The sequence below is a fragment of the Bacillus luti genome (assembly GCF_001884105.1).
GTDB lineage: Bacteria > Bacillota > Bacilli > Bacillales > Bacillaceae_G > Bacillus_A > Bacillus_A luti.
Map to the genome: position 1 here is coordinate 19,448 of NZ_MACI01000087.1, position 25,415 is coordinate 44,862.

The window sequence follows — 25,415 nt, forward strand, 5'->3', positions numbered from 1 at the left end:
TTAAAATCCAGTGAATGCAGGGATGAAGTTGGAAGATTAACTGCCCGTAAAAGCCCGATTGGTGAGGGCTGATAATCAGTGGGGAGGAACAAAACCCCCACTGATTAAAGTTTCACTTTATCCATAATTTTCTCTAACTTATTTATTCGGCAGAAGAATAATATAACCCTTTTAATTATCTAAATTTACTGATTATTTTATGTCCAAATTGTGTATACAAAAAGATGGAAGTATTCTTCCTACTCCCATCCTTTCACATAAACTATTCTCCTAACTTCACAAGGCTGTAGTTCTTCTTCCCTTTACGGATAATAATAAATCTTCCATCGAATGAATTTTCTACAGTAACATCCGTACCCACATCTGTTACTTTTTCACCATTCATAGAAATAGCGCCATTATTAATATCTTCACGTGCTTGACGTCTAGATGGCTCAATTCCTAAATCAACTAGCCACTCTACGATGTTTTTCGTCTCTTTTGAAGACTGGAATGTTGGCATCTCTTTAAAACCTTGTTCAATTTCATCAGCTGTTAGCGATTTAATATCTCCGCTAAATAATGCTGCTGTAATTTTCACAGCTTGCAGGAATGCTTCTTCTCCGTGAACGAACTTCGTCATTTCTTCCGCTAATACTTTTTGTGCTTCACGTTTATGAGGCTCTGTTTCTACCTTCGCTGCTAATTCATCAATACGCTCTTTCGTTAAGAATGTAAAGTATTTCAAGTATTTAACGACATCTCGATCATCTGTATTCACCCAGAACTGGTAAAATTCAAACGGTGTTGTTTTTTCAGGATCAAGCCAGACCGCACCACCTGCTGATTTACCAAACTTCGTACCATCTGATTTTAATAATAACGGAATTGTTAGTCCAAATACTTTCGCCTCATGACCTTCTAACTTACGAATTAAATCTAAACCGCTCGTAATATTTCCCCATTGGTCACTACCACCAATTTGCAGTTGAACATCTTCTTTCGTGTATAAATGATGGAAATCCATCGCCTGCAAGATTTGGTACGTGAATTCAGTGAAAGAAATTCCCGTATCTAAACGACTTGCGACAATATCCTTCGCTAACATGCTATTAATGCTAAAGTTTTTCCCGTAATCACGTAAAAACTCGATAATGTTGATTTCATGTGTCCAGTCGTAGTTATTTACCATCTTCACTTCGCTATTCCCGCCGAAATCAAATAGCTTTTTCATTTGTGCTGTTAACGCATCCACATTATGCTGAACGACTTCCAACGTTTGAAGCTGACGCTCTGATTGACGTCCACTTGGATCACCAATTGTTCCAGTTGCTCCGCCAATTAAAATAACAGGGTGATGACCCGCTAACTGAAATCTCTTCATCATCATAAAAGGAATTAAATGTCCGATATGCATACTATCACCAGTCGGATCAACTCCGCAGTATAGTGAAATCTTTTTCTCTTCTACTAGCTTACGTAAACCTGCTTCATCCGTCTGCTGATTCACAGCGCCACGCCATTCTAATTCATCAATAATATTCATCTTTTGTCATCCCCTTTATTTTTTAAAAACAAAAAGTCCCTATGTCTATGACATAGGGACGATTATTTACCGTGTTACCACCCAGTTTGTATAAATAGCATAGCTATTCATACCACTCTTAGCAATAATATCGATTGCCAATCCGCTTAGCATTACCTAAGATACTCCAGAGTGTAATTCGCAAGTTTGTTTGTGCTAGGTTCCAGCAACCCCTAGCTCTCTCGTTAACAGTGACAAACTGCTACTGGGCTCTTTCAACGTATGTTATTTGTTAAATTATTAGCCATTATATTGAATTGAAAACAAATTGTCAACAATACCCAAATATTATTTTGAAATAATTCGCATTTTCATACGTATTTCATTATTGTTTATCTTCTCCAATAATCCTTACTTCGCGCTCTAACTTCACACCAAATTTCTCTTCAACTGTCTTTTGTACGAAGTGAATTAAATCGATGTAATCTTGTGCTGTTCCGTTATCAACATTCACCATAAATCCAGCGTGTTTTAAAGAAACTTCTACTCCACCAATTCGCTTACCTTGTAGTCCTGATTCTTGAATCAATTTGCCAGCAAAGTTATTTGGTGGACGTTTAAATACGCTACCACATGAAGGATATTCTAGAGGTTGTTTTGATTCACGCTTAAACGTTAAATCATCCATTTTCTCTTTAATTTCTTCACGTACACCTTCTTCAAGTTCGAACTTCGCTTCAAGAATAATGTAATGATTGTTAGCAAATACACTCTTACGATATCCAAATGCAAACTCATCTTTCGTTAAAGTACGTAAGTCTCCATCCCCTGTCATTACAACAGCTTCTGTTAATACGAACGATACTTCACCACCGTAAGCACCAGCATTCATATATAATGCTCCGCCAACTGAACCTGGAATACCACATGCAAACTCAAGACCCGTTAAATTATGATCTAATGCAATACGTGATACATCAATAATTGCTGCACCGCACTGTGCTACAATCGTCGTTCCTGTTACAGTAACTCCTGTAATATGAATTAAGCTTACTATAATCCCGCGAATTCCACCGTCTTTAATAATGACATTCGATCCATTTCCTAAAAACGTAACTGGAATATTATATTCGTTCGCATATTTAATAACTTCTTGAATTTCATCATAATTTGTCGGCGCAACGAACACATCTGCTTTTCCACCAACTTTAATATGCGTATGATTCTTTAACATTTCATCTTTTCTCACATGACCTTCAGGCAATACCGTACTTAAATATTCATAAACCTCTTGCATATTCATTTTACGATTCCTCTATTTCTATATTCTTTTTATCCCGTTATACGGGCCCATAATATCCCCACATACATGAACGAACCTAAAGTGGTGGATACAGTGTACCCAAAATCAATTCGAGACACCTATAAACCTCTTAATTTATAAGAGGTGCCACTCATATTAAAATATATATTGCATAATAAAGCAACCCAAATGGACCACTAAACTTGACATGTAATCAGAAAGACAACAATTTGTAAAATATATCACTTTTACAAAACACTATCCCTCAGTATCTTACTATACCATACGAAAAGAAAGTGGTATTTTTTTGTAATCTTTACTTTATTTTCTTCAATAAAAAAGAGCACACCCCATGACGGAATGCACCCTTTTCATACTCGTTAATTTACTTTTCGTTCTCTTCTTTTTCTTTATCAAACCATAACAGCTCGTCATCATCAACTTCACCATTATAATTGATTAAAATCTCTTCTCCAGCTTTTATATCCTTATAAGCAAAGAAGTTAAACGTATGATTCTCAAAGACAATCTCATACGTTGCATTCGGATTATATGCATGATTAAATAACATGCCGTATCCTAAAAGGAATGCCGTATGATTTACTCCATACTCAAATGCGTAGTCAGCAAGTAACGTTTTCTCAATGTGTTCATGCTGTTCATTCGGATAAGAGATAACTGGTGCTGAATGTATCAATTCACCCTTTTTAATATCACGAGTTGCAAATACACCTCTATTAAATTCTCCATCACTAAGTTCAGAAGTCTTAACTTCGATCATATAAGTCACCTATACAATTCTTTCTTTGAAGTATTTTATCACCTTAAGCTTGGCAGAAAACGCGGAGAAAAGCAATTAAATTACTATCAAGTATTCATTTAAATGAAAAAAGAGCACACATAGTGCGCCCTTTTCAAGAGATATTACTTTTCTAAAATATCTTCTAATAACTTCACTTGCTCGCTAACAGTATGTAATGTCTTCACTGATATATCATTTCGATGTTTTTCTTCTTCCACACTTGCTAACACTTCTTCTGTAGCCGCAGAAGTTTGCTGAATTACATGAGAAGCATGTGTAACATCCTTTACGATATTCGTCGTTTTAACTTGGAAACTTTCTTGATGACCGACAATCTCTCTCATTACATCATTAATTGCATCAATAAACTTTCCTAAATCCGTTACGTTTGTTAAAACGCTTGCTAACATTTCATTACATTCTTCTTGTACTCTTTCTGATTTCTCTACCTGCACTTCTACCTTACTTGCTTGATTACTAAACTCCTTCAAAATCCCTTGAATTCTTCCTGCAGAACGATTCGATTCCTCAGCAAGCTTTAATACTTCATTCGCTACAATAGCAAATCCTTTTCCATGCTCGCCTGCTCTTGCAGCTTCAATATTTGCATTTAAAGCTAGCAAACTCGTCTGACTTGAAATATTCGTTATTACATCTACAATTTCATTAATTTGTTTCGATTGCATCATTAAGTCTCTAAATATAATTCCTGATTGTGAAACAACATCATTTAAACTTCTCATATTCGCTTCAAAATTTCGTAAAGTATGTACACTACCCTTTGAAATTTCTAAGCTTTCATCAAAACGAATCGATGCATTTCTTACTTGAGAAATGATTTGTTCAATATTCCCCTCCATATCATTCAATACTTCTACTGAACGATGCATCATCTCTGATTGTGATTGAGTGCCAACTGCTACCTCTTCAAAAGCGAAATTAATTTCACTCATCGACTCCATTGATGTATTCATATTTTGTCTTAAATGATTGAAATTACTATCTAACTTTACAACCGTTTCCTCAATAAGTCTTTGAGTCTCTTCTAGCTCCTGAGCTTTCCTCATTACTTCTTGCTTCTCATCACTTAAACGAGCTAGCAGATTAGAGCCAATCTTCGTTACACCCCACATGGCGATTGTTACAATCGCTAACAAGCTTGCGAAGTTTGCAGCTTCAGATGCCGCTGTATAAGCAAAAAATTGCTCCGGCCAATAACTACAAAGAATAAATGTAATAACAACCGCCACTCCGCCAAGAATGATAACGAGACGTTCACTTAAATAAATAAGTGAAACTGCTAATGTAAAGTAAACCATTTGAAATACAGCCGGGCTTTCATTAAAAGCTTGTACCATAATGAAAGACATAATAAGCAACATAAATGTCATGATATATTTATACATCGCTTCCATGCTTGCTATAAAAGTAAGCAGCGTTCCAAATACAACAACAGAAATGCCACAAACCCAAAATGCTATTGCTCTCTCTGTAAAAATATATCCGTAATACCCAATCGCGATTATTCCAAGAAAGAAACTACAGAGCGTAATAAACAGCAATAAATGATTTTTCTGTGATTCTTTCTCAAGGTTAGAAAAACAAGTTTTCTTTAACCACTCCATATATAAAGTCCCACCTTCTGCACTTAATTACTTCAACTTAAATACCGCACTTACTGGGTTATGGTCACTATTTTCAAACTTCAAATCTTTCCCTTGTACATTTACAATCTCAACATTCGGTGAAACGATAAAGCCATCAATAATCGTAACAAAGTTTTCACCTGCTACATATTTCTTCACATCATCTCTCACAGTCATAACAGATGGATCTACAGCCCATTTAAATCCCCCGTCAGTAAAATCTTTCGGCAATTCTACTAACCATTCCGGACGCTCTTTCACAAACTTCGGATCGCTTAATTGAACGTCGGAAAGTAATTGATTCCAATCTCCACCCATTATTACGTAATCACCATTTTGATAATGCTTGTTCATATATTCTTTTAAATACTCTACTTGCTGTTTTCTAATTTTCCCGCCCTCATCATAAGCAGACAAATGTAAATTTACGAGCCTAACAAACTTTCCATTATTAACCGGGATTTTATATTCAACAATCGCTCGGTCCAAGTCAAATAAACGCTTTGGCCAAGGCTCCATCCCTGGTAATTGGAACCTCTCCGCTGTTTGAACTTTATATTTAGAAAACGTACTTAATCCAGCCTCTGCATATCCCATTGGACTTGTAATTGGGACAGGGACCCATTTTGTATCATAGTTCTTTCCAAATGACGAAGCATAATCAGGTAGTCCTTCTTTCAAAAATTCATGTCCATTTACATCGAATGATCGAAGTGATTTTATATCAACTTCTTGTAATAACGTAAAATCACTATTCTCATTTTGTAAGAAAGAAAGCATCTTCTTTAAGTTCACTTCAGTCTGTTCTTTACTACTTGAACCAGAACCTTTTCCGCCATCCATAAAGAAGTCTTGATCCTTATCTAATCCGGCATAACCAATATTGAATGTTGTAACTTTAAATTCATTTCCTTGCTCTAATACGCGTTCTTTATTATTTTCCACCTTTAAACTTATAACATCAGCCGGCTGTTCTTTTGTAAGTGTCATATATCCTAAAAATCCACCTAAAATGGCTGCTCCTACTAAAATCAATACAAGTATTACTTTTAAAACCTTCTTCAAACAAACGACCCCTTTTCTAGAAACACAAATACTTTTCTTTATTTTCAGTTAATTATAACAAAATGACAAACGTAAGAAATATTTTATCATACTTAAAACCATGAATCATTATATTTAGGTTTTCAACAATTTATATAATTTATAATCACCTCGAAATTTCCATTGGAATTTAACACCAAGATTTAGTACACTATATGTAATAATCATAGGCGATGGAGTTCGCCGTAACCGCTAGTTAGCTAATGACTCCTACCAGTATGCTTGCTGGTAGGAGTCTATTTTTTTGAACAAACTATGAAAGAGGTGAGAAAATTGATTTATATTATCGTTGGCATAGCGGGTGTATTAGGAGCTCTTTCCCGTTATTATGTAGGGCTTTCTATTCATACATTTTGGCATCATTCATTTCCGTTAGCTACATTACTTATTAACTTAGCTGGCTGCTTCTTATTAGCCTGGCTAACTACTTATATCGCTCGGCTAAACATCTTACCTTCTGAGGCTGTTACAGGCATCGGGACTGGATTCATTGGTTCCTTTACGACGTTTTCAACGTTCAGTGTAGAAACCGTGCAATTAATCAATCATTCTGAATGGAGCACAGCTTTCTTATACGTATCATGTAGCATACTTGGTGGTCTCATTATGTCTGGCCTTGGCTATACACTAGGTGATTTCTTAATTAAGAAGCGCCTTACGGAGGGTGATTTCTCATGATGGAGGCTTTATTAGTGGCAACTGGAGGTTTCTTCGGTGCTATTACACGATTTGCCATTAGCAATTGGTTTAAAGAAAGAAATACAACTTCCTTTCCAATCGCTACATTTCTTGTAAATATAACGGGAGCCTTTTTACTCGGATATATAATTGGAACGGGAATAACCACAGGTTGGCAGCTTCTACTAGGTACTGGTTTTATGGGGGCTTTCACTACATTTTCAACATTGAAATTAGAATTTGTCCAACTGCTGGATCGCAAAAAGATTGGTATGTTCCTTGTATATGTGAGTAGTACATATACAATTGGTATCCTCCTCGCTTTCCTTGGAATGAAACTTGGCGGAATATAAAAAGAGCGACTGTTATATCAGTCGCTTTCTTTCATAAAAAATATGTCTCTCAATGCGGAATTGAAATTAGAGCCGCTGGATGAACAACTTACGGAACAACACCGCAATATAGTATGTACTGCATAATAGATCGATTGAATTGTCTCTTGTACTCCAGTTGCTGAATCTATATCTCTATCGGAAAACAAGCATTATTCCGATCACTTTTTACGCGTAATTACACTTCACCTATACCATATGTTTGTTGTTCTCATACGTAACTGTACTAGAACTCATCCTTTTGATATTCTAAAATATCGCCAGGCTGACACTCTAACACTTCACATATCTTCTCTAAAGTTGAAAACTTAATTGCTTTCGCTTTCCCATTTTTCAAAATAGAAACATTCGCCATCGTAATTCCTAATCTTCCAGATAGCTCTGTCACACTCATTTTCCGCTTCGCTAACATTACATCAAGATTTACTATAATCGCCATAACAGAGCACCTCAAATCGTTAAGTCGTTATCTTCTTTTATGTCACTCGCTTTCCTAACTAAATGAGAAAGTAAAGAAGTGAAAAGGGATATAACAACTGAGAAAAATAAAATAAGTAATAGAATCACTAAAATACTTGCACGATAATCCCCTACTATAAAAATATACAATAATGCTCCAATATATAAAATACCTTCCATCATCGATGAAATGCTAATTCTCTTTAATCTCTTCGCATTTTGTGAAGTAAATGCTTCATCTACAGCAATATCTGAACATATTTTCCACCCTAAAAATAAGGCAATAAAATAATGATAAGTCTTTAACCAAATTGACAACTCTCTTTACCTAACCAAAATTAACCTCCCAAATAAACGTACAAAAAACGGCAAAGATAATCACTTGCCGCTTATATATGATTTACTTATTCTCTTTTAATTTTGATTGAATAAATGTAAATGAACCTGCCGCTATCGCCATAAAGAATAGCAAATAACTTACTGGTACTAAGAAAAAGTAAGGCTCCATTAGCATACCATTCTCCGCTACCGTACTATTCGAACTATGTATCGATAAGCAAATAACTCCAAGCACGATTAACATAATGGATAATACATATTTTTTCATAATACATTCTCCTCTATACGTAAAATTCTTCTTCGCTAACTACCATCATAATAACGAAATACATATTATAAGTCAATTAATATTTATCGTTTTACAATAAATAAATATCATTCCAAATAAAAAAGCGTTTATAAAGTTAATACTTTATAAACGCTTTTTTTCTAAATATTGCTTCTGAAACATGCACATTCTTATTGCATTATGATACGTACCATCTACGAAGAATTCATCTTGTAGCTCGCCTTCTACTATAAATCCAACCTTGTTATAAACATGCACAGCTTTTTCATTCTCTTTATCGACAACTAAATATATTTTATGCATATTTAATACAGAAAAAGCGTAATCCATCGCTAAACGCGTTGCATCAGCTGCATATCCGTGACCTTGATAACTCGGATCAATAATAATTTGGAATTCCGTTCTTCGGTGAATATAATCGATTTCTACTAACTCGACCAATCCAACCATTTCATTATCTTTCTCAACGATAAATCGGCGTTCACTTTGATCGTGTATATGTTTATCGTACAAGTCCTGCAATTCTACAAAGGCCTCATACGGCTCTTCAAACCAATATGACATAATATGTGCGTTATTATTCAGTTCGTGTACGAACTTTAAATCCTCTCGTTCTAAAGGACGTAATTTTAATTCATGACTCATTTCTATAACCTCCAAGTAAAAGAAACCTCTTCACTTAATTTCTCAATTTTTTTCAATTTCAAACGCCCTAGTTACATTGTAAACTTTCAAGTAGCTTGAAGGTCAAGACATAAAAAAGTAGTGCAAACTTATGCCTGCACTACTACTCTTTTCTCAAATCTCTCATATTCGATATGTATAAAGCAATAACTAAAACAAGAATTGCTCCTGCGTATAATAACGTCTCCATCGGTTCCTCATGAGATACAATAATTAATCGAATTAACGCCGTAATTCCGATATAAATAAAATAACGTAACGGGAAATGATAGTTCGATTTAAAATACTTAATAATTAATGCAATGAACTCGAAGTATAAGAAATAGACGATGATACTTTCAACTAATTTATATGACGTATACTTCTTCGCTGAAAATATGTATTGAATAAAAGTAATCGTTTCATTAATTAAAAAGATAGATAAGACAATGGATAATATGATTAACGCTATATTTAATATCCACTGTAAAACACTCGCGATAAAATGATCAATATTGAATGATTTCATTTTCTCATTAAACTCCCCTTCGTATAAGTACGTATTTATTATAGCAAAATTATACTTACAGAAGTGTTAAATCAAATATGATCGTCCTCTTTCACTATCACTTCGCCATTCGGATATTTATGCTTAATATAATCGCTGCCCCAATCACAAAGTACTTTCAAACCTTGTTTTAATGATTGTCCCTGTTCTGTAAGGGAATATTCCACTTTCGGCGGCACTTGATTGTATACTTTTCTAGATACGAGCCCATCCTTTTCGAGCTCTTTCAATTGCTCCGTAAGCATTTTTTGTGTAATACCAGTTACCAATCGTTTTAACTCACCGTTTCTTGTCGGTCCGCTTGTTAAATGATATAAAATGTGTGATTTCCACTTACCTCCAATCACATCTAAAACGACTTCAATTCTATTGTTATACTCTTTTTTCATACCGAACTCCTTCTGTATTTTGATAGGCACTTTCTCGTACCTATGTCACGAGATGGTGTCTATATCACGGAAAAGTGCGTACTTTTCATAGTACCTGTACTATACCATAATGATGCATGTAAGCAACTTATAACAGAACATCAACTTAGTGGAGGTATTTTAAAATGAAAAAAGAAAATCGTACTGCAAATTTTTATGATGTGATTCGTGAGCGTCGTTCCGTTCGCTCCTATGATCCTTCAGTTACAATCTCTGACGAAGAAATTAAAGAGCTTTTAGAAGAAGCAATGTTAGCACCAAGTAGTTCAAACTTAAACCCATGGCGTTTCATGGTAATTACAGATCAAGATTTAAAAGAAAAGCTTCATCCAATAGCTTTAAATCAACCACAAGTGTTAGCAGCATCCGCTATGATCGTAATTTTAAGTGAAAATAATGCCCATGAATTCGAACATGTGAATAAAGTGAATGAGCGTGCAGTAGCTGCTAGATTCATGACAGAAGAAATTAAAAATAGACTGAACAACAGCATTCGTGAGTTTTATGCACCTGTAAGTGACCAAGGAAAAAGAGAGTGGCAAATGCTTGATGGTGGTTTGTTATCTATGCAATTGATGCTTGCTGCAAAAGCAAGAGGATATGATACAGTTCCAATGCTTGGCTATAACGTTGAAGAATTCCGCAAAGCATTTAACGTTCCAGAAAACTTAACTGACGTTTTAATGATTGCATTAGGCAAAGCAAAAGAGCCAGGATTCCCATCAGTCCGATTAACTGTAGATGAAGTAACTTCTTGGAATGGCGAGTTTTAATCACCGATTTCATCGTACTTTTGGAATAACAGTACGATGAAATCTATTTGTTAAACTATGATGATCGACTACTTGCACAAAAGAAAGGATGAGGAAACAATGCTTGAAGTTTTAAATCGAATTAATGAACTAGCTAACAAACAAAAAGAAAAAGGTTTAACAAAAACAGAATTACATGAGCGTAAAGCATTACGCGAGGAGTACCTTCAAATTATTCGTGGTCAAATCAACACCACTGTTACAGGATTAAAAATATTAGATCCTTTAGGAAATGACGTGACGCCTGAAAAATTAAAAGAACAACAAAAACTATCACTAAAAACTGATAACAACGCATGAAAACACCAAGATTTTTTGTTACTTAATGATTCATCTAAGTAAACATGCGATTAGATGAATCATTAAGTTAACATCCACTTTTTATTTCTAAATAAAAAATCCCACAAACAAATTATCCTCGTCTTTGCTTTGTATCTTATAGCTTTTTCACACCGAAACTATATACGTTAAAATCGTTTCATAACGTTATTACTTCCGCATAGCTACAATTTATATAATAACGGTACAGTACAAATAACGTACTGAATCACTAAGTATGGGGGAATAACGATGAAAGAAGCGTTACTATTAGTAGACATACAAAATGATTACTTTGAAGGCGGCAATATGGAATTACATCAACCTGAAAAAGCCGCACAAAAAGCGAAAGAAGTCTTGAAAGTATTTCGTGAAAATCATAAAACAGTTATTCACGTACAACATATTGCGAACAATGAAGGAGCTACTTTCTTCTTACCTGATACAGTAGGTGTTCAAATTCATGATGATGTACAACCGATTGTTAACGAAAGAGTCCTGCAAAAACATCACCCTAACAGTTTTTTAAGAACAAATTTATTAGAAACATTAAAGACAGAAAAAATAGACCAACTAGTCATTTGCGGTATGATGACTCATGTATGTATTGATGCAACAGTACGTGCTGCCAGTGACTTAGGATTTCAATGTATTGTAATTGAAGATGCTTGTACAACAAAAGATTTAGAATTTCAAGGAAATCTAATCCCAGCAGTACACGCTCATCAATCGTTCATGAGTGCATTAGAGTTTGGTGATATTTATGCAACAGTCATGTCAGCAAACTGTTTTATAAACAAAAGCAAATAAAGAATTACAGTTCCATATGAAAAAAGAAAGGATAAATATCTTATTCTTTCTTTTTTTCCATTGTCTTAATGACAGTATTTATACGATAATCACCATAATGTAAAACATCTGCAAGAGTCTCTTCTAATTGCTGATGCGAAGATGTGTGAAGAGTCATGACATAGCACCCATCGCCGCTTATACGATACATTTCAGTAATTACGTCCGTTTTTTCAAAAAAGTTTTGAATTTGATTATGATAGTGCGGTGCATGCAAAAATAGTGTAACAAAGGTCATAATAGATCCTTCCAGCTTAGCCCTGTCAATATTTATCGTATATTTTTGAATGACACCTGCCTCTTCTAATTTATTAATTCGTTTCCCAACAGCCTGGCCAGTCAAATGTACTATCTCTCCAATTTCCTTCCAGTTCATTCTAGCGTTTTCTTGTAGTAATCGTATAATCTTAAAATCTGTTGAATCAAACATGGACATCCCCTTCCTATACGAAACGAATTATATAAAATCTTCATTTCCCCTACAGTTTTTCTCAAAAGTTTTGCACTACAATCGATTAGCTCTATTAGCAATTACATTATTGTTAGCGGCTTTCCTTCTTCTTTACAATGTATTTTTTGATTACTTGTAGGCACTACAGCAAGCTAGCGATTTTTTTATAAATATGAACATTTTTTAGGAATTAGTTTATCTTTTTTTAATGTTTTATTTAGAGTCAGTTTATAGTCGGGTATTAACATAAGAAACGTAGCAACTAAGTTCATCTATTCAATTTGAGTCTATTCATATATGACGCACTGCTACTATAATCGCAAACCATACTACTTTAAATCATAAAATAAGGAGACGATAAAACATGAACAAAAAAACGAAAGCACTCTCATCTATATTGCTCGGATTCACACTCGCACTAACAGGGTGTGTTGGTACTAAAGCCGAAGAAAATCATAGTAAACCGAAACAAGAACAAACTGCTAAAGAAACAAAAAAGGAGAATAAGTTAACGAAAGGCCAAAAAATGGCTAACATGCTTAGCGACACAAATTGGCAAGGCACACGGGTGTTAGACAAAGATAAAAATGACGTAACAAAAGAAAATGCAAACTTCATTGGTCTTGCAAAATATGATTCAAAGTCTGGAAGATATGAATTTTTTGATGCTAAAACAGGTGCAAGTCGTGGTGATAAAGGAACTTTCTTTGTCACAAATGATGGGAAGAAGAGAATATTAATTTCCGAATCAATGAAGTATCAAGCTGTTGTTGATATGACAAAGCTAAATAAAAATGTATTTACTTATAAACGAATGGGGAAAGACGCTAACGGTAAAGATGTAGAAGTTTTTGTTGAACATGTTCCATATAAAGAAAAAGAACTTTCTTTCACTGATCCGGACAAGCAGCTGAACACGACTACAGGCGATATCGTTAAAAACGTTGATGGGGATAAAATTTTAGGTGGAACCCTTTGGCACGGAACAAAAGTATTAGATGAAGCTGGTAATGATGTAACACAGTTTAATTCGAATTTTATAAGTCTAGCAAAATTTGATGACAAATCTAATAAATATGAATTCTTCAATAGCGAAACAGGTCAAAGCCGCGGTGATTATGGCTACTTCGATGTTGCACACGAAAATAAAATAAGAGCTCATGTTTCGATTGGAAATAATAAATATGGTGCGGCTCTTGAACTTACTGAACTAAATAATAAGAAATTTACGTATAAAAGAACTGGTAAAGACCAAGCTGGTAAGGATATAACTATATTCGTTGAACATGAACCTTACAAAGGGGATATGAAACCACAATTTAGCTTTTAAAAACGTTTGATTAAAGATCCTGTACTGAGTTGCAGGATCTTTCTTAAGGCAAAATCATTTATGATTCTCTTGAAAAAAATCGTCTCATATCCACCCTCAACACTTCAGCTTGATTGTTGAATATAAAAACTTTAAAAAGCCTTACTACACATAAATTGTAGTAAGGCTCTGACTATTTAAGATAAAAATTAAAAGACTTCATTATCTCTATACAAATATGGTTTAGCAAATGATGTTACCATCCCCTCCAAGGAAAAGAAACCTTATTTCAACTTTCCTATTGATAAGTTAACACGATAATTCCCGTATTTTAATAGTCGTCCTAGAAAGTTATCTAAGTCTTCATTGGAAGCAAAATGTGTTTTTAATAAATAACACCCCTCACCACTTATACGGTGTACTTCAGAAACCCCTTCTTCTCCTTGAAAGAAATTCATAAACTCTTGGTGATTGGCTGTTGTTACGAACAAAGTAACAAATGCAGTCACTACTTGCCCTAATTTGATTCGGTTTATTGCAATTGTATACTGTTCAATAATCCCTAAATCCTCTAATCTTCGAATTCGATTTCCTACAGCTTGCCCCGTCATATGTATTTTTTGGCCAAGCTCTTTCCATTGTATTCTTGAGTTTTCTCCTAATAATTTCAGTATCTCAAAATCTGTTTGATCAATGATATAAACCAATCCTTTCACCGTGAAAGTAGAAAGCCCGAAAGTGTTTCGCAAACTTATTCTGCTTATCGATACAATTCACTATACTTAGTTTATCCTCTTACATCACATTATTTATCAGCTATATTTACTTATAACACAGAGGACACAACAAAAAAATACATCTAGATTTAAAGGAGGTTACAAATATGTTATTACAAGAAATTCTATCGTTCAATGAACACTTTGTAGAAAATAAGGAATACGCTCATCGTGAAGCGACAAAGATGCCTAAAAAACGTATGGTTGTTGTTTCTTGCATGGATGCTCGTTTAATTGAGCTACTTCCAAAAGCTTTAGATATACACGATGGTGATGCAAAAGTTATCAGAAATGCAGGTGGTAAAATTCCTTCTGCTTTTGATAGTGTTATGCAAAGTGTTGTAGCATCAGTATACGATTTAAATGCAGATGAGATTTTCCTTATTGGACACCATAGATGTGGCGCGAGCCAAACGAATCCAAAAGGAACACTTCAAAAAATATTAGATCGCGGAGTAGTTTCACCAGAAATTTTATCAGCGATTGAATATGCTGGTATTGACCTTGAAAAATGGTTATTCGGATTTGATGATGTTTGCGACTCAACGCAAGCTAATGTTGATTTAGTAAGAAATCATCCACTTATCCCAAAAGATGTTCCTGTACATGGCTTAGTTATTGATCCTCACACAGGTAAATTAGATGTAGTGGTTGATGGCTATAAAGCGTTAAATAGTGAAACAAAATAATAATTATCACGTACATGAAAGGAAGTTATGAGATATGAAAAAACAAGTATTAGATATGAATAGACAAGAAGCTACGCAAAAAATTCTAGCGGCAAAAATTAAAAAAGGGTTAACTTGGGAAGAAATTGCAAAAGTAAGTGAAAACTCTGAGACTTGGGTTGTAACAGCGTTATTAGGACAAGCTACAATGACACGTCCAGAAGCAGAAAAAATCGGTAAACTATTAGAATTAGATGAAGAAGTAGTTCAAGCATTAACAGTAGTTCCACTTCGTGGCCAAGTAATGGAAATGCCTCCTACGGACCCGATTGCATATCGTTTATATGAAATGATGTTACAATATGCACCAACTATTAGAGAATTAATCTTAGAAAAAGCCGGCGAAGGTGTAATGAGTGCAATTAACTTCAACTTGGGTGTGAATACACAAGTTGATCCAAAAGGTGGCGATCCTCGTATCGTGATCACACTTAACGGTAAATTCTTACCATTCCGTGCATGGTAATTAATTAAAAATCTATTTATATAATTAAATTGATTTTATAGATTTACAAAATCCATCCTTTTTAATCTAACTGTGTAGAAAGGATGGATTTTTACTATGAGATTCTTTTTTCGGCAAAGGAGAATAATATGAATAAAAAATACTTTGATACGAGCTTTAATATTCTACAATGGTTTGTGTTTCTATTAGCAAATGCAATTGCATTACCTATAATTATTGGTGGCATATTCCATTTACCAATAGAAGATGTCTCAACATTAATGCAGCGAACTTTTTTAGTTGTAGGAGTAAGTTCATTTATACAATCATGGTTTGGGCATCGCTATCCCATTGCGGATGGGCCAGCCGGTTCATGGGTAAGTATATTTGTCATATTGGGACAAGTCGCTATGCATCAGGGACAAAGTGCAAAAGACGTGTTGCGACTTTTAGAAGGTGGATTAATTATTTCAGGTATATTACTCTTCGCTCTTGGTATAACAGGGCTTGTTCATCGAATCTTACGTTTATTTACCCCTTTAGTTACAGGAACTTTCCTTTTAATCTTAGCACTTCAGCTTAGTGGTGTGTTACTAAAAGGAATGATGGAATTACAAGGATCTGCAACTCATCCTGACTATACAACAGCTACTATTGCTCTCTTTGTTTTTGCCCTTATTACTTTCTTATCAATTAAAGGGAAAGGATGGATGAAAAGTTACGCTGTATTACTTGGAATTTCATGCGGTTGGCTTTTTTATGCAGTATTAGGAAAATCATCTCATATGCCTTCGCACACAACGCTAGTTAAGTTACCAGAGATATTTGCTTGGGGCACACCTAGATTCGATATTGGAATGACTCTAACTGCAACTTTATTTACATTTCTTTTAGTTGCAAATACAATCGCTGCTATTTCGGCTGTAAAACAAGTGGCTCCATTATCTAAAGAAAATGAAAAACAAACACTGAACCGTGGTGTATGGGTCGGAGGTATATCACATATTATCTCGTCGTTGTTCTCTACAATTGGAATTGTACCATTACCTGCATCAGCAGGATTTATCCAACTAACAGGACAAAGAAAAGTGAAGTCGTTCCTTATAGCAAGTCTTATATTAGCAGGAATTTCTTTTATTCCCTCAATTGTAAACTTTATATCCTTGCTACCAGGACCTATTGCTAATGCTGCACTTTTAGCAACACTTGTCCAAATAATAGGCATTTCATTTCAATCCATTTTACGCGAAGAAGTAAATCAACGCCGATTAACTATATTAGGAATTTCATTATTAATCAGTTTAGGAATAATGTTTCTTCCAGAAAGTGCATTTAGCGGAATTCCTTCTTTCTTACAATATGTTTTAAGTAATGGCTTACTTGTGGGTACCATGCTTGTCATTCTATTAGAACAATTTTGGAAAGAGTAAAAAGCGCCCTACTTATAGGGCGCTTTTTATACTTAATGACTAATACTAGCTGTTGGGTATAATGTTGTTCCTCCAATTGAAACTTTTATTTCATTTGTTAATGGAACGTTTTGTTCATTAATAATTGTTCTCCACCATTCCCATGCAAGACCTGTACATTCTCTTGCTACGATTTTTATATTTTTTGAGTTCGGTGGAAGAGGGATAACTGTAGAGTAATGAGCCGTTTTGTCTTTTCCGCTACCATCCCATGTTTTATGTGTTAGTACTTCGTTACCCTTTTGGTCAAATGTGAATTCATCCCAAGATACATCAAATTGAGCAACGTAAGCACCGTAATGATCCAGTGTCATTTTAGCACTTGAATATTCTGTAGTTGTCGTCTCAATATAATCTGTATTGTTATGAACAGCAGCAGTTGCATTATCTTTTAAGAAAGTACTTGTATATGAAATTGGGTATGCTGGATTTTTAAGACTTAATTCGGCATTATCTTTAATGATATTTCGGATTTCATTGAAATCTTTAGTAACAACCTTGTTATGCTCTTTCGCATCTCCACCTAATACTACAGCAGTAAAGGTACTTTCTTCAAAAATATCTTTATACTGTCCACTTGTTTCAACGCTGTTATCCTTGAGTAAGGCTTTAAAAGCAGCTTGTACATCTTTGCTCTTAGATGTTGTTTCTAATTTTACATAAATCGTTCTACCATAAGCTACATTTGAAACCATAACAGGTGGAGCCGAATTACTTACGCCTTTTCGAGTTAACTCACCAAAAGTAACACTATTATCAAAAAGGTCGGATGGATTGTTAGGTAGCTCAGCACTTACCGTATAAAATATTTGCTTATATGCGGCAACCATCGCTTTTTTCTCTCCATTTGCAACAGCATTAAAATCAATGTTTAGACTGTTATCAAGATATTTAGCGTTAACATTAAGAGCACTTGCGATTTGTGATTTACTATAAACCATAGATTCTGTATACTGCATTCTTGCAGGTAACGTATGTGTTGTAGAATACTTTTCATTCCAAGTAGATACTAAATCGTCTACTGCTCCAGCTACATTACCATATGTCGGATTTTGGACAGTGATTGTATTTTCTTTTCTCATGCCCGGTAAGTCTATACTAATATTCAAAGGCTTTCTCTTAGCCACTAATAAACTTGGTTGATTGTCTGCAAAAGCTTTATTTGCAAGTTGTACAGCTCCTGGATACGTGCGATTCACTACAGAATCAATAATTGAAATATCGACTGGTGACGTTGTAAGTGATTTTTTCTCGCGTTCCACTACTACAAATTTACCATTTGAATTGATACTTTCTTTCGGAACAAAACTCTCTACTTTATCACCATTTACAGCTAAAACCTCTTGATTATTATATTTAAGATTTGCTATACCAGTATCAATGCCACTAGCATTTTTGGTTACATCAGTTATATTACTTGCTTGTGTTTCTGCGAAGGAAATAGATGAATAATTAATAGTGCATAGACTAACTAATAAACATGCAAGGAACTTTCTTCTTTTAGTGTTTTTCTTAATATTCAGAAAAATCACCCCGTTCTTTTTTTAGTAAAATATGATAATGATTAATAAATGATAGCTAACTAATAAACTTACATAAATACTTTTAAAAGTTCTTGAATTAACGGGATTACGCCACCTACAAATTTTAAAACTGCCATTGCGATTTCCATATTATTTCCTCCTTTTTATTGCTACGAAAATGTGATTTATCTTTATGCCCTCATTATAGTGACCCCTTACACTTTTATCAATACACTCTGATATGCAATATTACATATAAAAAAACAAGCTGAATTCTTTTAAAAAGTTATACAGAGATATTTTTTCGCTTGGTAGATACTTGAAAAGGTGAAGCATTCTTTTGCATTTTATGAGTAATCACATAAAAAAAGCTGCTGCCTGTAAAATACAGACAGCAACTTCAACTAGAGTGGCTTGCATAATCTACGCAAGCTATAGTATTTTCTCATTTTATAACTAATAAACAGCGATCGGCCCATAAGGACCATTAATAATCTCTATTTTTGTTTCAAAAATATCTGTCAAAAGTGTTGGGTCCATAACTTCTTCTACTGTTCCAAAAGCAGCAATTTGTCCATCTTTCATAGCACAAATTTTGTCAGAGTATTTAGCAGCAAAATTTATGTCATGCATAACAGTCAAAATTGTTCTTCCAAATTCATTAGCCGCACGTCTCAAATGCTCCATCATTTGAACAGAACGAGCAACATCAAGGTTGTTCAGAGGCTCGTCTAAAAGTACATATTCAGTCTCTTGGCACAATACCATCGCTACATATGCCCTTTGTCTTTGACCACCAGAAAGCTCATCTAAATATCTATTCTCTAAACTAGTTAAATCTAGAAAATCGATATATTTAGAAATAATAACCTCATCCTCTTTAGTCAATCTTCCCTTTGAATAAGGAAAGCGTCCAAATCCAACTAATTGTCTAACAGTAAGCCTAGTTACAAAATGATTTTCTTGTCGCAATATAGTCAAAATTTTTGCTAAGTCTTTTGATTTGGATTCAGAAACATCCATATTCGCTACCTGAATTTGACCTTCATCCATATCTAAAAGTCTTCCAATCATCAATAGTGTCGTAGACTTTCCAGCACCATTTGGTCCAATTAAAGAAGTAAAGCCCGCTTTTGGTATTTCAATATCCAAAGGTCCTATTTTTACCTTATCAGTATAGAACTTTTTAACATTATCAATTTTTATCATAAAGCCCTCTTCCTTAAAACTATAGTTAAGAATATGATTCCACCAAATAATTCAATAATAACGGAAACTACACCTTGAGCATGGAATACATGATACATTAAAAAGTATGCACTCGTCATTATCAAAAAGCCTATTGCAAAAGCCATTGGGAAAATATATCTATGATCATAAGTTGACGCCGCCTGATAACTCAAAGTTGCTACTAAAAAGCCGTAGAACGTAAGTGGTCCAATTAGAGCTGTTGAGATAGACATCAAAATAGCTACTAACACAAGCGTATAAATTACACTAGGTTGATATTTAACCCCAAAAGAAGTAGCAACATCCTTTCCTAATGACAAAACATTCAACTTCTTAGAATGAGCAAAAATTAATACTGCTACAATTATGATCATAGGAATTACAATAGGAAAATATGCAGGGTCTGCATGATTAACAGAACCAAATAATCTCGCTTGTAAAATATCAAATTCTGAAGGCGCAAGTAGTTTTCTCATGAAAGTTGACACAGAATTTAGCCCGGTACCAATAATAATTCCAACTAAAAGCATAAGTTGTAAATTCCCGTATTTACCGGAAAGTAACCATCCATAAAGTATCAAACTCATGAAGACCATCACAACAACTTGAAATAAAAATGATCCAATTCCATTAAAGTTTATTAATGCACTAGCACCAAAGAAGAATATTGTACTCGTTTGAATTGCTGAATACAGTGATTCGAAACCTAAAAGTGAAGGAGTAATAATTTTATTATTCGTAATAGATTGGAAAGCAACTGTCGATAAGCTATGGCAAACTGCAGCAATAATCATTGCAACAATAGCTACTATCCTTCTCTTAACAACTGGGATAAAAGAAGGTGAATCTATCGGAACTGGGTTGTTATAAACTAAAAGTCCATATGAAGAAAGGAGACCTAAAGCAATCAATGTGATCAGTAAAATCCAATAACGTCTTGCTTCCTTCTTAGAACGAAAAGCGCTAGCTGATCTACTTTCATTATGAAGGCTAGAATCGATTTCGACATTTTCTTTATTTTTATATTCTAATGTGATCATCGCAGCCTCCTTGGTTTTCTTTGTCTCAATAGAATAGTAATAAACACGACTGCTCCCACTGTTGCAAGTATTAAAGAAACAGGTACTTCAAAAGGCTTTATAATTGTTCGAGAAATGATGTCACAGGCAGTTATTGTTCCCATTCCGATCACACACACCCAAGGTAAATTACTTCTAAGATCATCACCTCTAAACATGGAAACAATATTTGGCACAATTAATCCCAAGAAAGGTAAGTGTCCAATAACAGCTGCAACAATTCCAACTGCAACAGAGATAAGGCCAGTCCCAAAAAGAACAATTCTATTGTAATTAACGCCAAGGCTTGTTGCGACATCTTCTCCTAGTCCAGCTAAAGTCAATCTATTAGCATACATAAAAATAAGCAAAGTAATGATAACAATCAGCCATAAATATTCATATCTTCCCACCTGAATGTTAGCAAATGAACCTACAAACCAAGTTTCAATACTTTGCGTCATTTGGAAAAGGAGTCCCAAAAAAGTAGACACTGCAGAAATAACTGCTCCAAGCATCAATCCAATAATCGGGACAATTAAAGACGAACGAAGCTTAACTCTTCTTAAAAATAAAAAGAAAATCATAGTTCCTATAAAAGAAAAAATGATTGCACCAGTCATTCTTTGAACTAAAGTCGGGGCAGGAAATAATAAATACACAAAAAGCAGGCCTAAGCCTGACCATTCAATCGTCCCCGTTGTAGTAGGTTCAACAAAGCGATTTTGTGTAATGAGTTGCATTACGAGTCCTGCCATCGCCATTGCAGCTCCAGTAAGCATTAATGCAACTGTTCTCGGAACACGAGTGATGAAAAACATCTCCATTCCGTCCTCTTGTCCACGTATATCATAAACTCCAGTAAACAGTGATATAATCCCTAAAATTATAACAACTATAACCGCTATTATAAAAGGTTTTGTCCATATTTTATTGTGATTATAAAACTGGGGTTGAGAAATATTCTCAACCCTAGAAATCATATTTTTTGACACTATTTCGTACCCCTTTACACTACTTAGCTAAAGTTTTTGCAAGATTTCCAAATAACTCTATGTAAGTTTGAATTGATTCATTTGTGTAAGTATCTTCTGGTGCATAAACAACTTGTTTTTTAGAAACAGCAGTTGTATTTTGAAGAGCTGGTGATTTAGAAATAACATCCTTAGCAGGTGTTGACTTAGCTGCATCAGATGTTGCAGCATCACGATCTAATACGAAAAGCCAATCAGGATTTGTTTGTGCAATAGCTTCAACAGAAACGTCATCACCTTTATGACCTGCAGTAGAATTAGACACTTCTAATGCTGGAGTCCAACCGAAAATTTCATACATTGGTCCCCAAACACGACCAGAATGTGGAGCAGCAAAACCAATATTCCCACCAGTAACGATAACACTCATAACTTTATCTTTTCCGTTATAAGCAGATTTTGCTTTTTCAATAGATTTATCAAAATCAGCTACTAATTGTTTAGCTTCTTTATCTTTATCAAAGATTTTTCCTAGAGTAGTTGTAGAATTTTTAAGTCCATCTACTAAATTTTTTCCAGGCGTAGTAGATTTCTCAGAAACATCAAAATTAAGATCAATAACAGCTGCATTTGGCACTAATTTTTTGATTTCTTCGTAATGATCAGCAAATCTTTGACCAACGATTACAAGGTCAGGGTTTGCAGCTGCAATAATTTCAAGATTTGGTTCACGGTGATTCCCAATATTTTGAACTTTTTCATCCTTTTTATATGCTGAATCAGCAGGCATGATATCCTTTGGAGCAGCCGCTAATTTAATTCCCCAATCAGCTAAAGTTTCAAAAGTTCTATTATCCAAAGCAACTACATTTTTTGGATTTACAGGAACAGTAACCTTTCCATGTGCATCAGTGATTTCAACCGTTTTTGGCTTATCACTACTATTACCTTTAGTAGCTTTCGAAGTTTCTTTACCTGAATCTGAGCAAGCTACTAACATTAAAGTGAAAATTGCTAGAATGCTCACTAATTTTAAAAGCATAGTTTTTTTCATACGTATACTCCTTATTATGTAATTTATTTCGAAAATGATGAAGTTCATAGATTGAATTAGATAGTAACTGCTACTCACCTAAATCAATATTGATAATCATTTTCATTTGAATACCCTGTTAATTAGTATAATCATTAATTCTGTGAAAATCTTGTGAATGGTGTGAGTTAATAGAATTAAGCATAATTGGGATACGACCTCAACTAATGCGCGCTAACCAATAGATGGGCACCTTATAAACTATGGTTTCTCCTTCAAAACACGCTCATTAATAGCTAATATTTCTCAGAAACTATTTGATTATTAGATTTAACAGAAAAAACGAGGAAAACTGGATGAACAGTTTTCCTCGTTTTGTTCTATTATGACAAACTGTACTTTACCAAGTATCTTATGTTTATCATTCAATCATTGAATAGCCCCTGCCATGTATCGTTTGAATATATCTGTCTTTCTTCTCACACTTTAACTTTTTTCTTACATACCCAATATATAAGTCTACTACATTTGGATTTACTACTACGTTATGTCCCCAAACCTGATTCAAAAGCATTTCACGGCTCAATATTGTATTTTTATTCTTAATTAAAAATATAAGTAAATCATACTCGCGCTTAGTAAGCGAGAGATTTTTACCATCTTTTTTCACAATATGGCTAGATGCATCAACAAAGAGATCTTTAAACTGAAAAAAGTTTGTTTCGTGTTGCTTGATACAGTCACTTCTCCTTAAAATAGCTTGAACCCTTGCTACTAATTCTTCTTTCACAAATGGTTTTCTTATATAATCATCTGCTCCTGCTTGTAACCCTGCTATACAATCCTTGCTAGAAATATTGTCGGTCACAATAATGATCGGTGTCGTTTTAACAAGTCGTATTTGTTTACAAATTTCTGGTCCAGATATACTTAACGAATCCCAATCTAGTATGATAATATCCCAATTTTGTTCATATATTATATTTAAACCTTGGTTTTCATTGTGAAGTTTTAAAATGAAATAGCCTTCTTGCGTTAGACCGCTTACGATTTTCTTCGCTAAAGACCTTTCATTCTTAATTACCAACACCTGCTTCACCGATGGTTCACCTCTACTTCAATATAACTTAGTTAGATAAAAAATTATCCCGAAAAAATAATTTAAGATTTATAAACTTAAAATCCCTAAATAATCCATTATAACAGCTTATTAGGAGAACTCTATATAATCTTACAATAGATATGGGTGAAAACACAAAATATATGAAGATTTGAATAAAGTGAAACGTTGATAATCATTCACCAACCGGTCGTTTACGAGCAGCAGGGCTTCAGCCGAATTTTGAGGTGGGAGTTTTACTGCCCGGCAAATAGCTAGATAAATATTATTTAATCATTAAGGGGTAGCTATAGTATCTACCTGCTTATCATCTCAATAATTATTTCTTCATTTTCTGTTTCAGGGGTACCACCCCATCCCCATCAAATTAAACATTTTATAAAACCACAAAACAGCAATTTAAAATTTCAGCTTGATGGGCATATGGCGCTACCCCTATACCATGAACAATACCAATTAGTCCCTCTATACATCAAGAATTACTCCCAAACACAAAAACAGACTGTTATGTTCCTATAACAGTCTGTTTTAATAACTAATTTTTTTAATTGTATCTTCTTTTATTCATCACTAACATCAGTAATCCAAGTACAATCAAAATGCCACCTAAAAATAGTTCATACGCTGTATGACCACCAGTCTGTGGTAACTGTTTTTCAGCACCTTCTGACTTCTCGGGTGTATATCTTTCTTCTGTTGGGTTCTCTGAAGGTTTTACCTCTTCTTTTACCTGAGGTTTTTCAGGTTTCGGTGGGCCTTCTAACTTTTCTGTTGTTTCTTCCTTACCTTCGCCTTCCACCTTCGGTTTTTCTTCTTTCGGAGTCTCTAAATGATTTTCCTCTTCTTTTATCTCTGGCTTTTCAGGTTTTGGTTGTTCTTCTAATTCTTCTGTTGTTTCCCAATTTTCTTCTAGCGTTTCTTCCTTACCTTCGCCTTCCACTTTCGGCTTTTCTTCTTTCGGAGTCTCTAAATGATTTTCCTCTTCTTTTATCTCTGGCTTTTCAGGTTTTGGTTGTTCTTCTAATTCTTCTGTTGTTTCCCAATTTTCTTCTAGTGTTTCTTCCTTACCTTCACCTTCCACTTTCGGCTTTTCTTCTTTCGGAGTCTCTAAATGATTTTCCTCTTCTTTTACCTCTGGTTTTTCA

29 protein-coding genes, 1 riboswitch and 1 other annotated feature are annotated in these 25,415 nt (G+C 34.4%); of the genes, 9 read left to right on the forward strand and 20 right to left on the reverse strand.

The window, feature by feature from the left end; all coding sequences use genetic code 11:
• Positions 1 to 262 precede the first annotated feature (262 nt).
• From tyrS to BAQ48_RS21465, 5 genes are all read right to left on the reverse strand, one after another.
• Positions 263 to 1,525 (reverse strand): tyrosine--tRNA ligase, encoded by a 1,263-nt coding sequence (gene tyrS, locus BAQ48_RS21445; RefSeq protein WP_071712756.1) that lies wholly within the window; start codon positions 1,523 to 1,525, stop codon positions 263 to 265.
• Positions 1,526 to 1,576: 51 nt separating this feature from the next.
• Positions 1,577 to 1,792: a binding site (T-box leader), on the reverse strand.
• Positions 1,793 to 1,889: 97 nt separating this feature from the next.
• Positions 1,890 to 2,807 carry a UDP-N-acetylmuramate dehydrogenase gene (gene murB, locus BAQ48_RS21450; protein ID WP_071712757.1) on the reverse strand — a complete coding sequence of 306 codons (918 nt, stop codon included), beginning with the start codon at positions 2,805 to 2,807 and terminating at the stop codon, positions 1,890 to 1,892.
• Positions 2,808 to 3,192: 385 nt separating this feature from the next.
• On the reverse strand, positions 3,193 to 3,588 hold the full coding sequence (locus BAQ48_RS21455; protein ID WP_000573651.1) for an SET domain-containing protein: 396 nt from the start codon (positions 3,586 to 3,588) through the stop codon (positions 3,193 to 3,195).
• Positions 3,589 to 3,731: 143 nt separating this feature from the next.
• A complete protein-coding gene (locus BAQ48_RS21460; protein ID WP_071712758.1) occupies positions 3,732 to 5,234 on the reverse strand; it encodes a DUF4077 domain-containing protein in 1,503 nt (500 codons plus the stop codon).
• Positions 5,235 to 5,261: 27 nt separating this feature from the next.
• Entirely contained in the window at positions 5,262 to 6,320 is a 1,059-nt protein-coding gene (locus BAQ48_RS21465) for an endonuclease/exonuclease/phosphatase family protein (RefSeq protein WP_071712759.1), read from the reverse strand.
• Positions 6,321 to 6,519: 199 nt separating this feature from the next.
• Positions 6,520 to 6,579: riboswitch (Fluoride riboswitch) on the forward strand.
• A 53-nt stretch (positions 6,580 to 6,632) separates the two neighbouring features.
• On the opposite strand from BAQ48_RS21465, the gene crcB (BAQ48_RS21470) reads away from it, so the two are divergent.
• Positions 6,633 to 7,037, forward strand: a complete 405-nt coding sequence (crcB, locus tag BAQ48_RS21470) for a fluoride efflux transporter CrcB (protein ID WP_071712760.1) — start codon at positions 6,633 to 6,635, stop codon at positions 7,035 to 7,037.
• Positions 7,034 to 7,390: a fluoride efflux transporter CrcB gene (crcB, locus tag BAQ48_RS21475; RefSeq protein WP_071712761.1), complete on the forward strand. Its 357-nt coding sequence runs from the start codon at positions 7,034 to 7,036 to the stop codon at positions 7,388 to 7,390. The genes crcB (BAQ48_RS21470) and crcB (BAQ48_RS21475) overlap by 4 nt, the downstream gene beginning before the upstream one ends.
• A gap of 265 nt (positions 7,391 to 7,655) precedes the next feature.
• Here crcB (BAQ48_RS21475) and BAQ48_RS21480 read toward each other — a convergent pair whose 3' ends face one another.
• The 6 genes from BAQ48_RS21480 to BAQ48_RS21505 form a co-directional block, all read right to left on the reverse strand.
• A complete protein-coding gene (locus BAQ48_RS21480; protein ID WP_071712762.1) occupies positions 7,656 to 7,868 on the reverse strand; it encodes a helix-turn-helix domain-containing protein in 213 nt (70 codons plus the stop codon).
• An 11-nt stretch (positions 7,869 to 7,879) separates the two neighbouring features.
• The gene (locus BAQ48_RS21485; protein ID WP_084064984.1) at positions 7,880 to 8,206 is read right to left on the reverse strand and encodes a DUF2975 domain-containing protein; all 327 of its coding nucleotides are present in this window, start codon (positions 8,204 to 8,206) and stop codon (positions 7,880 to 7,882) included.
• A gap of 82 nt (positions 8,207 to 8,288) precedes the next feature.
• Positions 8,289 to 8,495 carry a DUF3955 domain-containing protein gene (locus BAQ48_RS21490; RefSeq protein ID WP_000761055.1) on the reverse strand — a complete coding sequence of 69 codons (207 nt, stop codon included), beginning with the start codon at positions 8,493 to 8,495 and terminating at the stop codon, positions 8,289 to 8,291.
• Between the two features lie 144 nt (positions 8,496 to 8,639).
• Positions 8,640 to 9,161: a spermidine N1-acetyltransferase gene (gene speG / locus BAQ48_RS21495; RefSeq protein ID WP_071712763.1), complete on the reverse strand. Its 522-nt coding sequence runs from the start codon at positions 9,159 to 9,161 to the stop codon at positions 8,640 to 8,642.
• 142 nt (positions 9,162 to 9,303) lie between these two features.
• Positions 9,304 to 9,708: a phosphate-starvation-inducible protein PsiE gene (gene psiE / locus BAQ48_RS21500; RefSeq protein WP_000834704.1), complete on the reverse strand. Its 405-nt coding sequence runs from the start codon at positions 9,706 to 9,708 to the stop codon at positions 9,304 to 9,306.
• Between the two features lie 71 nt (positions 9,709 to 9,779).
• Complete coding sequence (locus BAQ48_RS21505; protein WP_044738056.1) at positions 9,780 to 10,136, reverse strand: winged helix-turn-helix transcriptional regulator; 357 nt, start codon at positions 10,134 to 10,136, stop codon at positions 9,780 to 9,782.
• Between the two features lie 164 nt (positions 10,137 to 10,300).
• Here BAQ48_RS21505 and BAQ48_RS21510 point away from each other — a divergent pair, with 164 nt between their 5' ends.
• From BAQ48_RS21510 to BAQ48_RS21520, 3 genes are all read left to right on the forward strand, one after another.
• Positions 10,301 to 10,948, forward strand: a complete 648-nt coding sequence (locus tag BAQ48_RS21510; protein ID WP_071712764.1) for a nitroreductase family protein — start codon at positions 10,301 to 10,303, stop codon at positions 10,946 to 10,948.
• Positions 10,949 to 11,047: 99 nt separating this feature from the next.
• Positions 11,048 to 11,287 (forward strand): DUF896 domain-containing protein, encoded by a 240-nt coding sequence (locus tag BAQ48_RS21515; protein WP_071712765.1) that lies wholly within the window; start codon positions 11,048 to 11,050, stop codon positions 11,285 to 11,287.
• Positions 11,288 to 11,557: 270 nt separating this feature from the next.
• Entirely contained in the window at positions 11,558 to 12,115 is a 558-nt protein-coding gene (locus BAQ48_RS21520) for a cysteine hydrolase family protein (RefSeq protein WP_071712766.1), read from the forward strand.
• A gap of 40 nt (positions 12,116 to 12,155) precedes the next feature.
• Here the strand turns inward: BAQ48_RS21520 and BAQ48_RS21525 are convergent, their stop codons facing one another.
• Entirely contained in the window at positions 12,156 to 12,584 is a 429-nt protein-coding gene (locus BAQ48_RS21525; RefSeq protein WP_225990650.1) for an Lrp/AsnC family transcriptional regulator, read from the reverse strand.
• A gap of 385 nt (positions 12,585 to 12,969) precedes the next feature.
• Here BAQ48_RS21525 and BAQ48_RS21530 point away from each other — a divergent pair, with 385 nt between their 5' ends.
• A complete protein-coding gene (locus BAQ48_RS21530) occupies positions 12,970 to 13,935 on the forward strand; it encodes a DUF4822 domain-containing protein (RefSeq protein WP_071712768.1) in 966 nt (321 codons plus the stop codon).
• A gap of 263 nt (positions 13,936 to 14,198) precedes the next feature.
• On the opposite strand, the gene BAQ48_RS21535 is transcribed toward BAQ48_RS21530, so the two are convergent.
• Complete coding sequence (locus tag BAQ48_RS21535) at positions 14,199 to 14,630, reverse strand: Lrp/AsnC family transcriptional regulator (RefSeq protein WP_025709812.1); 432 nt, start codon at positions 14,628 to 14,630, stop codon at positions 14,199 to 14,201.
• A gap of 167 nt (positions 14,631 to 14,797) precedes the next feature.
• On the opposite strand from BAQ48_RS21535, the gene BAQ48_RS21540 reads away from it, so the two are divergent.
• The 3 genes from BAQ48_RS21540 (at position 14,798) to BAQ48_RS21550 (ending at position 17,293) form a co-directional block, all read left to right on the forward strand.
• Complete coding sequence (locus tag BAQ48_RS21540; protein ID WP_071712769.1) at positions 14,798 to 15,379, forward strand: beta-class carbonic anhydrase; 582 nt, start codon at positions 14,798 to 14,800, stop codon at positions 15,377 to 15,379.
• 55 nt (positions 15,380 to 15,434) lie between these two features.
• Entirely contained in the window at positions 15,435 to 15,884 is a 450-nt protein-coding gene (cynS, locus tag BAQ48_RS21545) for a cyanase (protein WP_071712775.1), read from the forward strand.
• Positions 15,885 to 16,012: 128 nt separating this feature from the next.
• Positions 16,013 to 17,293 carry a purine/pyrimidine permease gene (locus tag BAQ48_RS21550; protein ID WP_071712770.1) on the forward strand — a complete coding sequence of 427 codons (1,281 nt, stop codon included), beginning with the start codon at positions 16,013 to 16,015 and terminating at the stop codon, positions 17,291 to 17,293.
• 32 nt (positions 17,294 to 17,325) lie between these two features.
• On the opposite strand, the gene alo is transcribed toward BAQ48_RS21550, so the two are convergent.
• From alo to BAQ48_RS21590, 7 genes are all read right to left on the reverse strand, one after another.
• Positions 17,326 to 18,864, reverse strand: a complete 1,539-nt coding sequence (gene alo, locus BAQ48_RS21555; protein WP_071712771.1) for an anthrolysin O/cereolysin O family cholesterol-dependent cytolysin Alo — start codon at positions 18,862 to 18,864, stop codon at positions 17,326 to 17,328.
• 447 nt (positions 18,865 to 19,311) lie between these two features.
• Entirely contained in the window at positions 19,312 to 20,064 is a 753-nt protein-coding gene (locus BAQ48_RS21565) for an iron ABC transporter ATP-binding protein (RefSeq protein WP_000590056.1), read from the reverse strand.
• On the reverse strand, positions 20,061 to 21,125 hold the full coding sequence (locus BAQ48_RS21570; protein ID WP_000631234.1) for an iron chelate uptake ABC transporter family permease subunit: 1,065 nt from the start codon (positions 21,123 to 21,125) through the stop codon (positions 20,061 to 20,063). Before BAQ48_RS21570 ends, BAQ48_RS21565 begins: the two co-directional genes overlap by 4 nt.
• Positions 21,122 to 22,138 carry an ABC transporter permease gene (locus tag BAQ48_RS21575; RefSeq protein ID WP_071712772.1) on the reverse strand — a complete coding sequence of 339 codons (1,017 nt, stop codon included), beginning with the start codon at positions 22,136 to 22,138 and terminating at the stop codon, positions 21,122 to 21,124. Before BAQ48_RS21575 ends, BAQ48_RS21570 begins: the two co-directional genes overlap by 4 nt.
• 19 nt (positions 22,139 to 22,157) lie before the next feature.
• Entirely contained in the window at positions 22,158 to 23,171 is a 1,014-nt protein-coding gene (locus BAQ48_RS21580) for a siderophore ABC transporter substrate-binding protein (protein ID WP_071712773.1), read from the reverse strand.
• 400 nt (positions 23,172 to 23,571) lie between these two features.
• Positions 23,572 to 24,249 carry a response regulator transcription factor gene (locus tag BAQ48_RS21585; RefSeq protein ID WP_071712774.1) on the reverse strand — a complete coding sequence of 226 codons (678 nt, stop codon included), beginning with the start codon at positions 24,247 to 24,249 and terminating at the stop codon, positions 23,572 to 23,574.
• Between the two features lie 565 nt (positions 24,250 to 24,814).
• A partial coding sequence (locus BAQ48_RS21590) for an LPXTG cell wall anchor domain-containing protein (protein ID WP_131800854.1) occupies positions 24,815 to 25,415 on the reverse strand: 601 nt, incomplete at its 5' end.

Coding starts and splice junctions, on each gene's coding strand:
- tyrS (WP_071712756.1), bottom strand. CDS start 1,525: ATGAATATTATTGATGAATTAGAATGGCGTGGCGCTGTGAATCAGCAG.
- murB (WP_071712757.1), bottom strand. CDS start 2,807: ATGAATATGCAAGAGGTTTATGAATATTTAAGTACGGTATTGCCTGAA.
- BAQ48_RS21455 (WP_000573651.1), bottom strand. CDS start 3,588: ATGATCGAAGTTAAGACTTCTGAACTTAGTGATGGAGAATTTAATAGA.
- BAQ48_RS21460 (WP_071712758.1), bottom strand. CDS start 5,234: ATGGAGTGGTTAAAGAAAACTTGTTTTTCTAACCTTGAGAAAGAATCA.
- crcB (WP_071712761.1), top strand. CDS start 7,034: ATGATGGAGGCTTTATTAGTGGCAACTGGAGGTTTCTTCGGTGCTATT.
- BAQ48_RS21480 (WP_071712762.1), bottom strand. CDS start 7,868: ATGGCGATTATAGTAAATCTTGATGTAATGTTAGCGAAGCGGAAAATG.
- BAQ48_RS21490 (WP_000761055.1), bottom strand. CDS start 8,495: ATGAAAAAATATGTATTATCCATTATGTTAATCGTGCTTGGAGTTATT.
- speG (WP_071712763.1), bottom strand. CDS start 9,161: ATGAGTCATGAATTAAAATTACGTCCTTTAGAACGAGAGGATTTAAAG.
- psiE (WP_000834704.1), bottom strand. CDS start 9,708: ATGAAATCATTCAATATTGATCATTTTATCGCGAGTGTTTTACAGTGG.
- BAQ48_RS21505 (WP_044738056.1), bottom strand. CDS start 10,136: ATGAAAAAAGAGTATAACAATAGAATTGAAGTCGTTTTAGATGTGATT.
- BAQ48_RS21510 (WP_071712764.1), top strand. CDS start 10,301: ATGAAAAAAGAAAATCGTACTGCAAATTTTTATGATGTGATTCGTGAG.
- BAQ48_RS21515 (WP_071712765.1), top strand. CDS start 11,048: ATGCTTGAAGTTTTAAATCGAATTAATGAACTAGCTAACAAACAAAAA.
- BAQ48_RS21520 (WP_071712766.1), top strand. CDS start 11,558: ATGAAAGAAGCGTTACTATTAGTAGACATACAAAATGATTACTTTGAA.
- BAQ48_RS21525 (WP_225990650.1), bottom strand. CDS start 12,584: ATGTTTGATTCAACAGATTTTAAGATTATACGATTACTACAAGAAAAC.
- BAQ48_RS21530 (WP_071712768.1), top strand. CDS start 12,970: ATGAACAAAAAAACGAAAGCACTCTCATCTATATTGCTCGGATTCACA.
- BAQ48_RS21540 (WP_071712769.1), top strand. CDS start 14,798: ATGTTATTACAAGAAATTCTATCGTTCAATGAACACTTTGTAGAAAAT.
- cynS (WP_071712775.1), top strand. CDS start 15,435: ATGAATAGACAAGAAGCTACGCAAAAAATTCTAGCGGCAAAAATTAAA.
- BAQ48_RS21550 (WP_071712770.1), top strand. CDS start 16,013: ATGAATAAAAAATACTTTGATACGAGCTTTAATATTCTACAATGGTTT.
- BAQ48_RS21565 (WP_000590056.1), bottom strand. CDS start 20,064: ATGATAAAAATTGATAATGTTAAAAAGTTCTATACTGATAAGGTAAAA.
- BAQ48_RS21570 (WP_000631234.1), bottom strand. CDS start 21,125: ATGATCACATTAGAATATAAAAATAAAGAAAATGTCGAAATCGATTCT.
- BAQ48_RS21580 (WP_071712773.1), bottom strand. CDS start 23,171: ATGAAAAAAACTATGCTTTTAAAATTAGTGAGCATTCTAGCAATTTTC.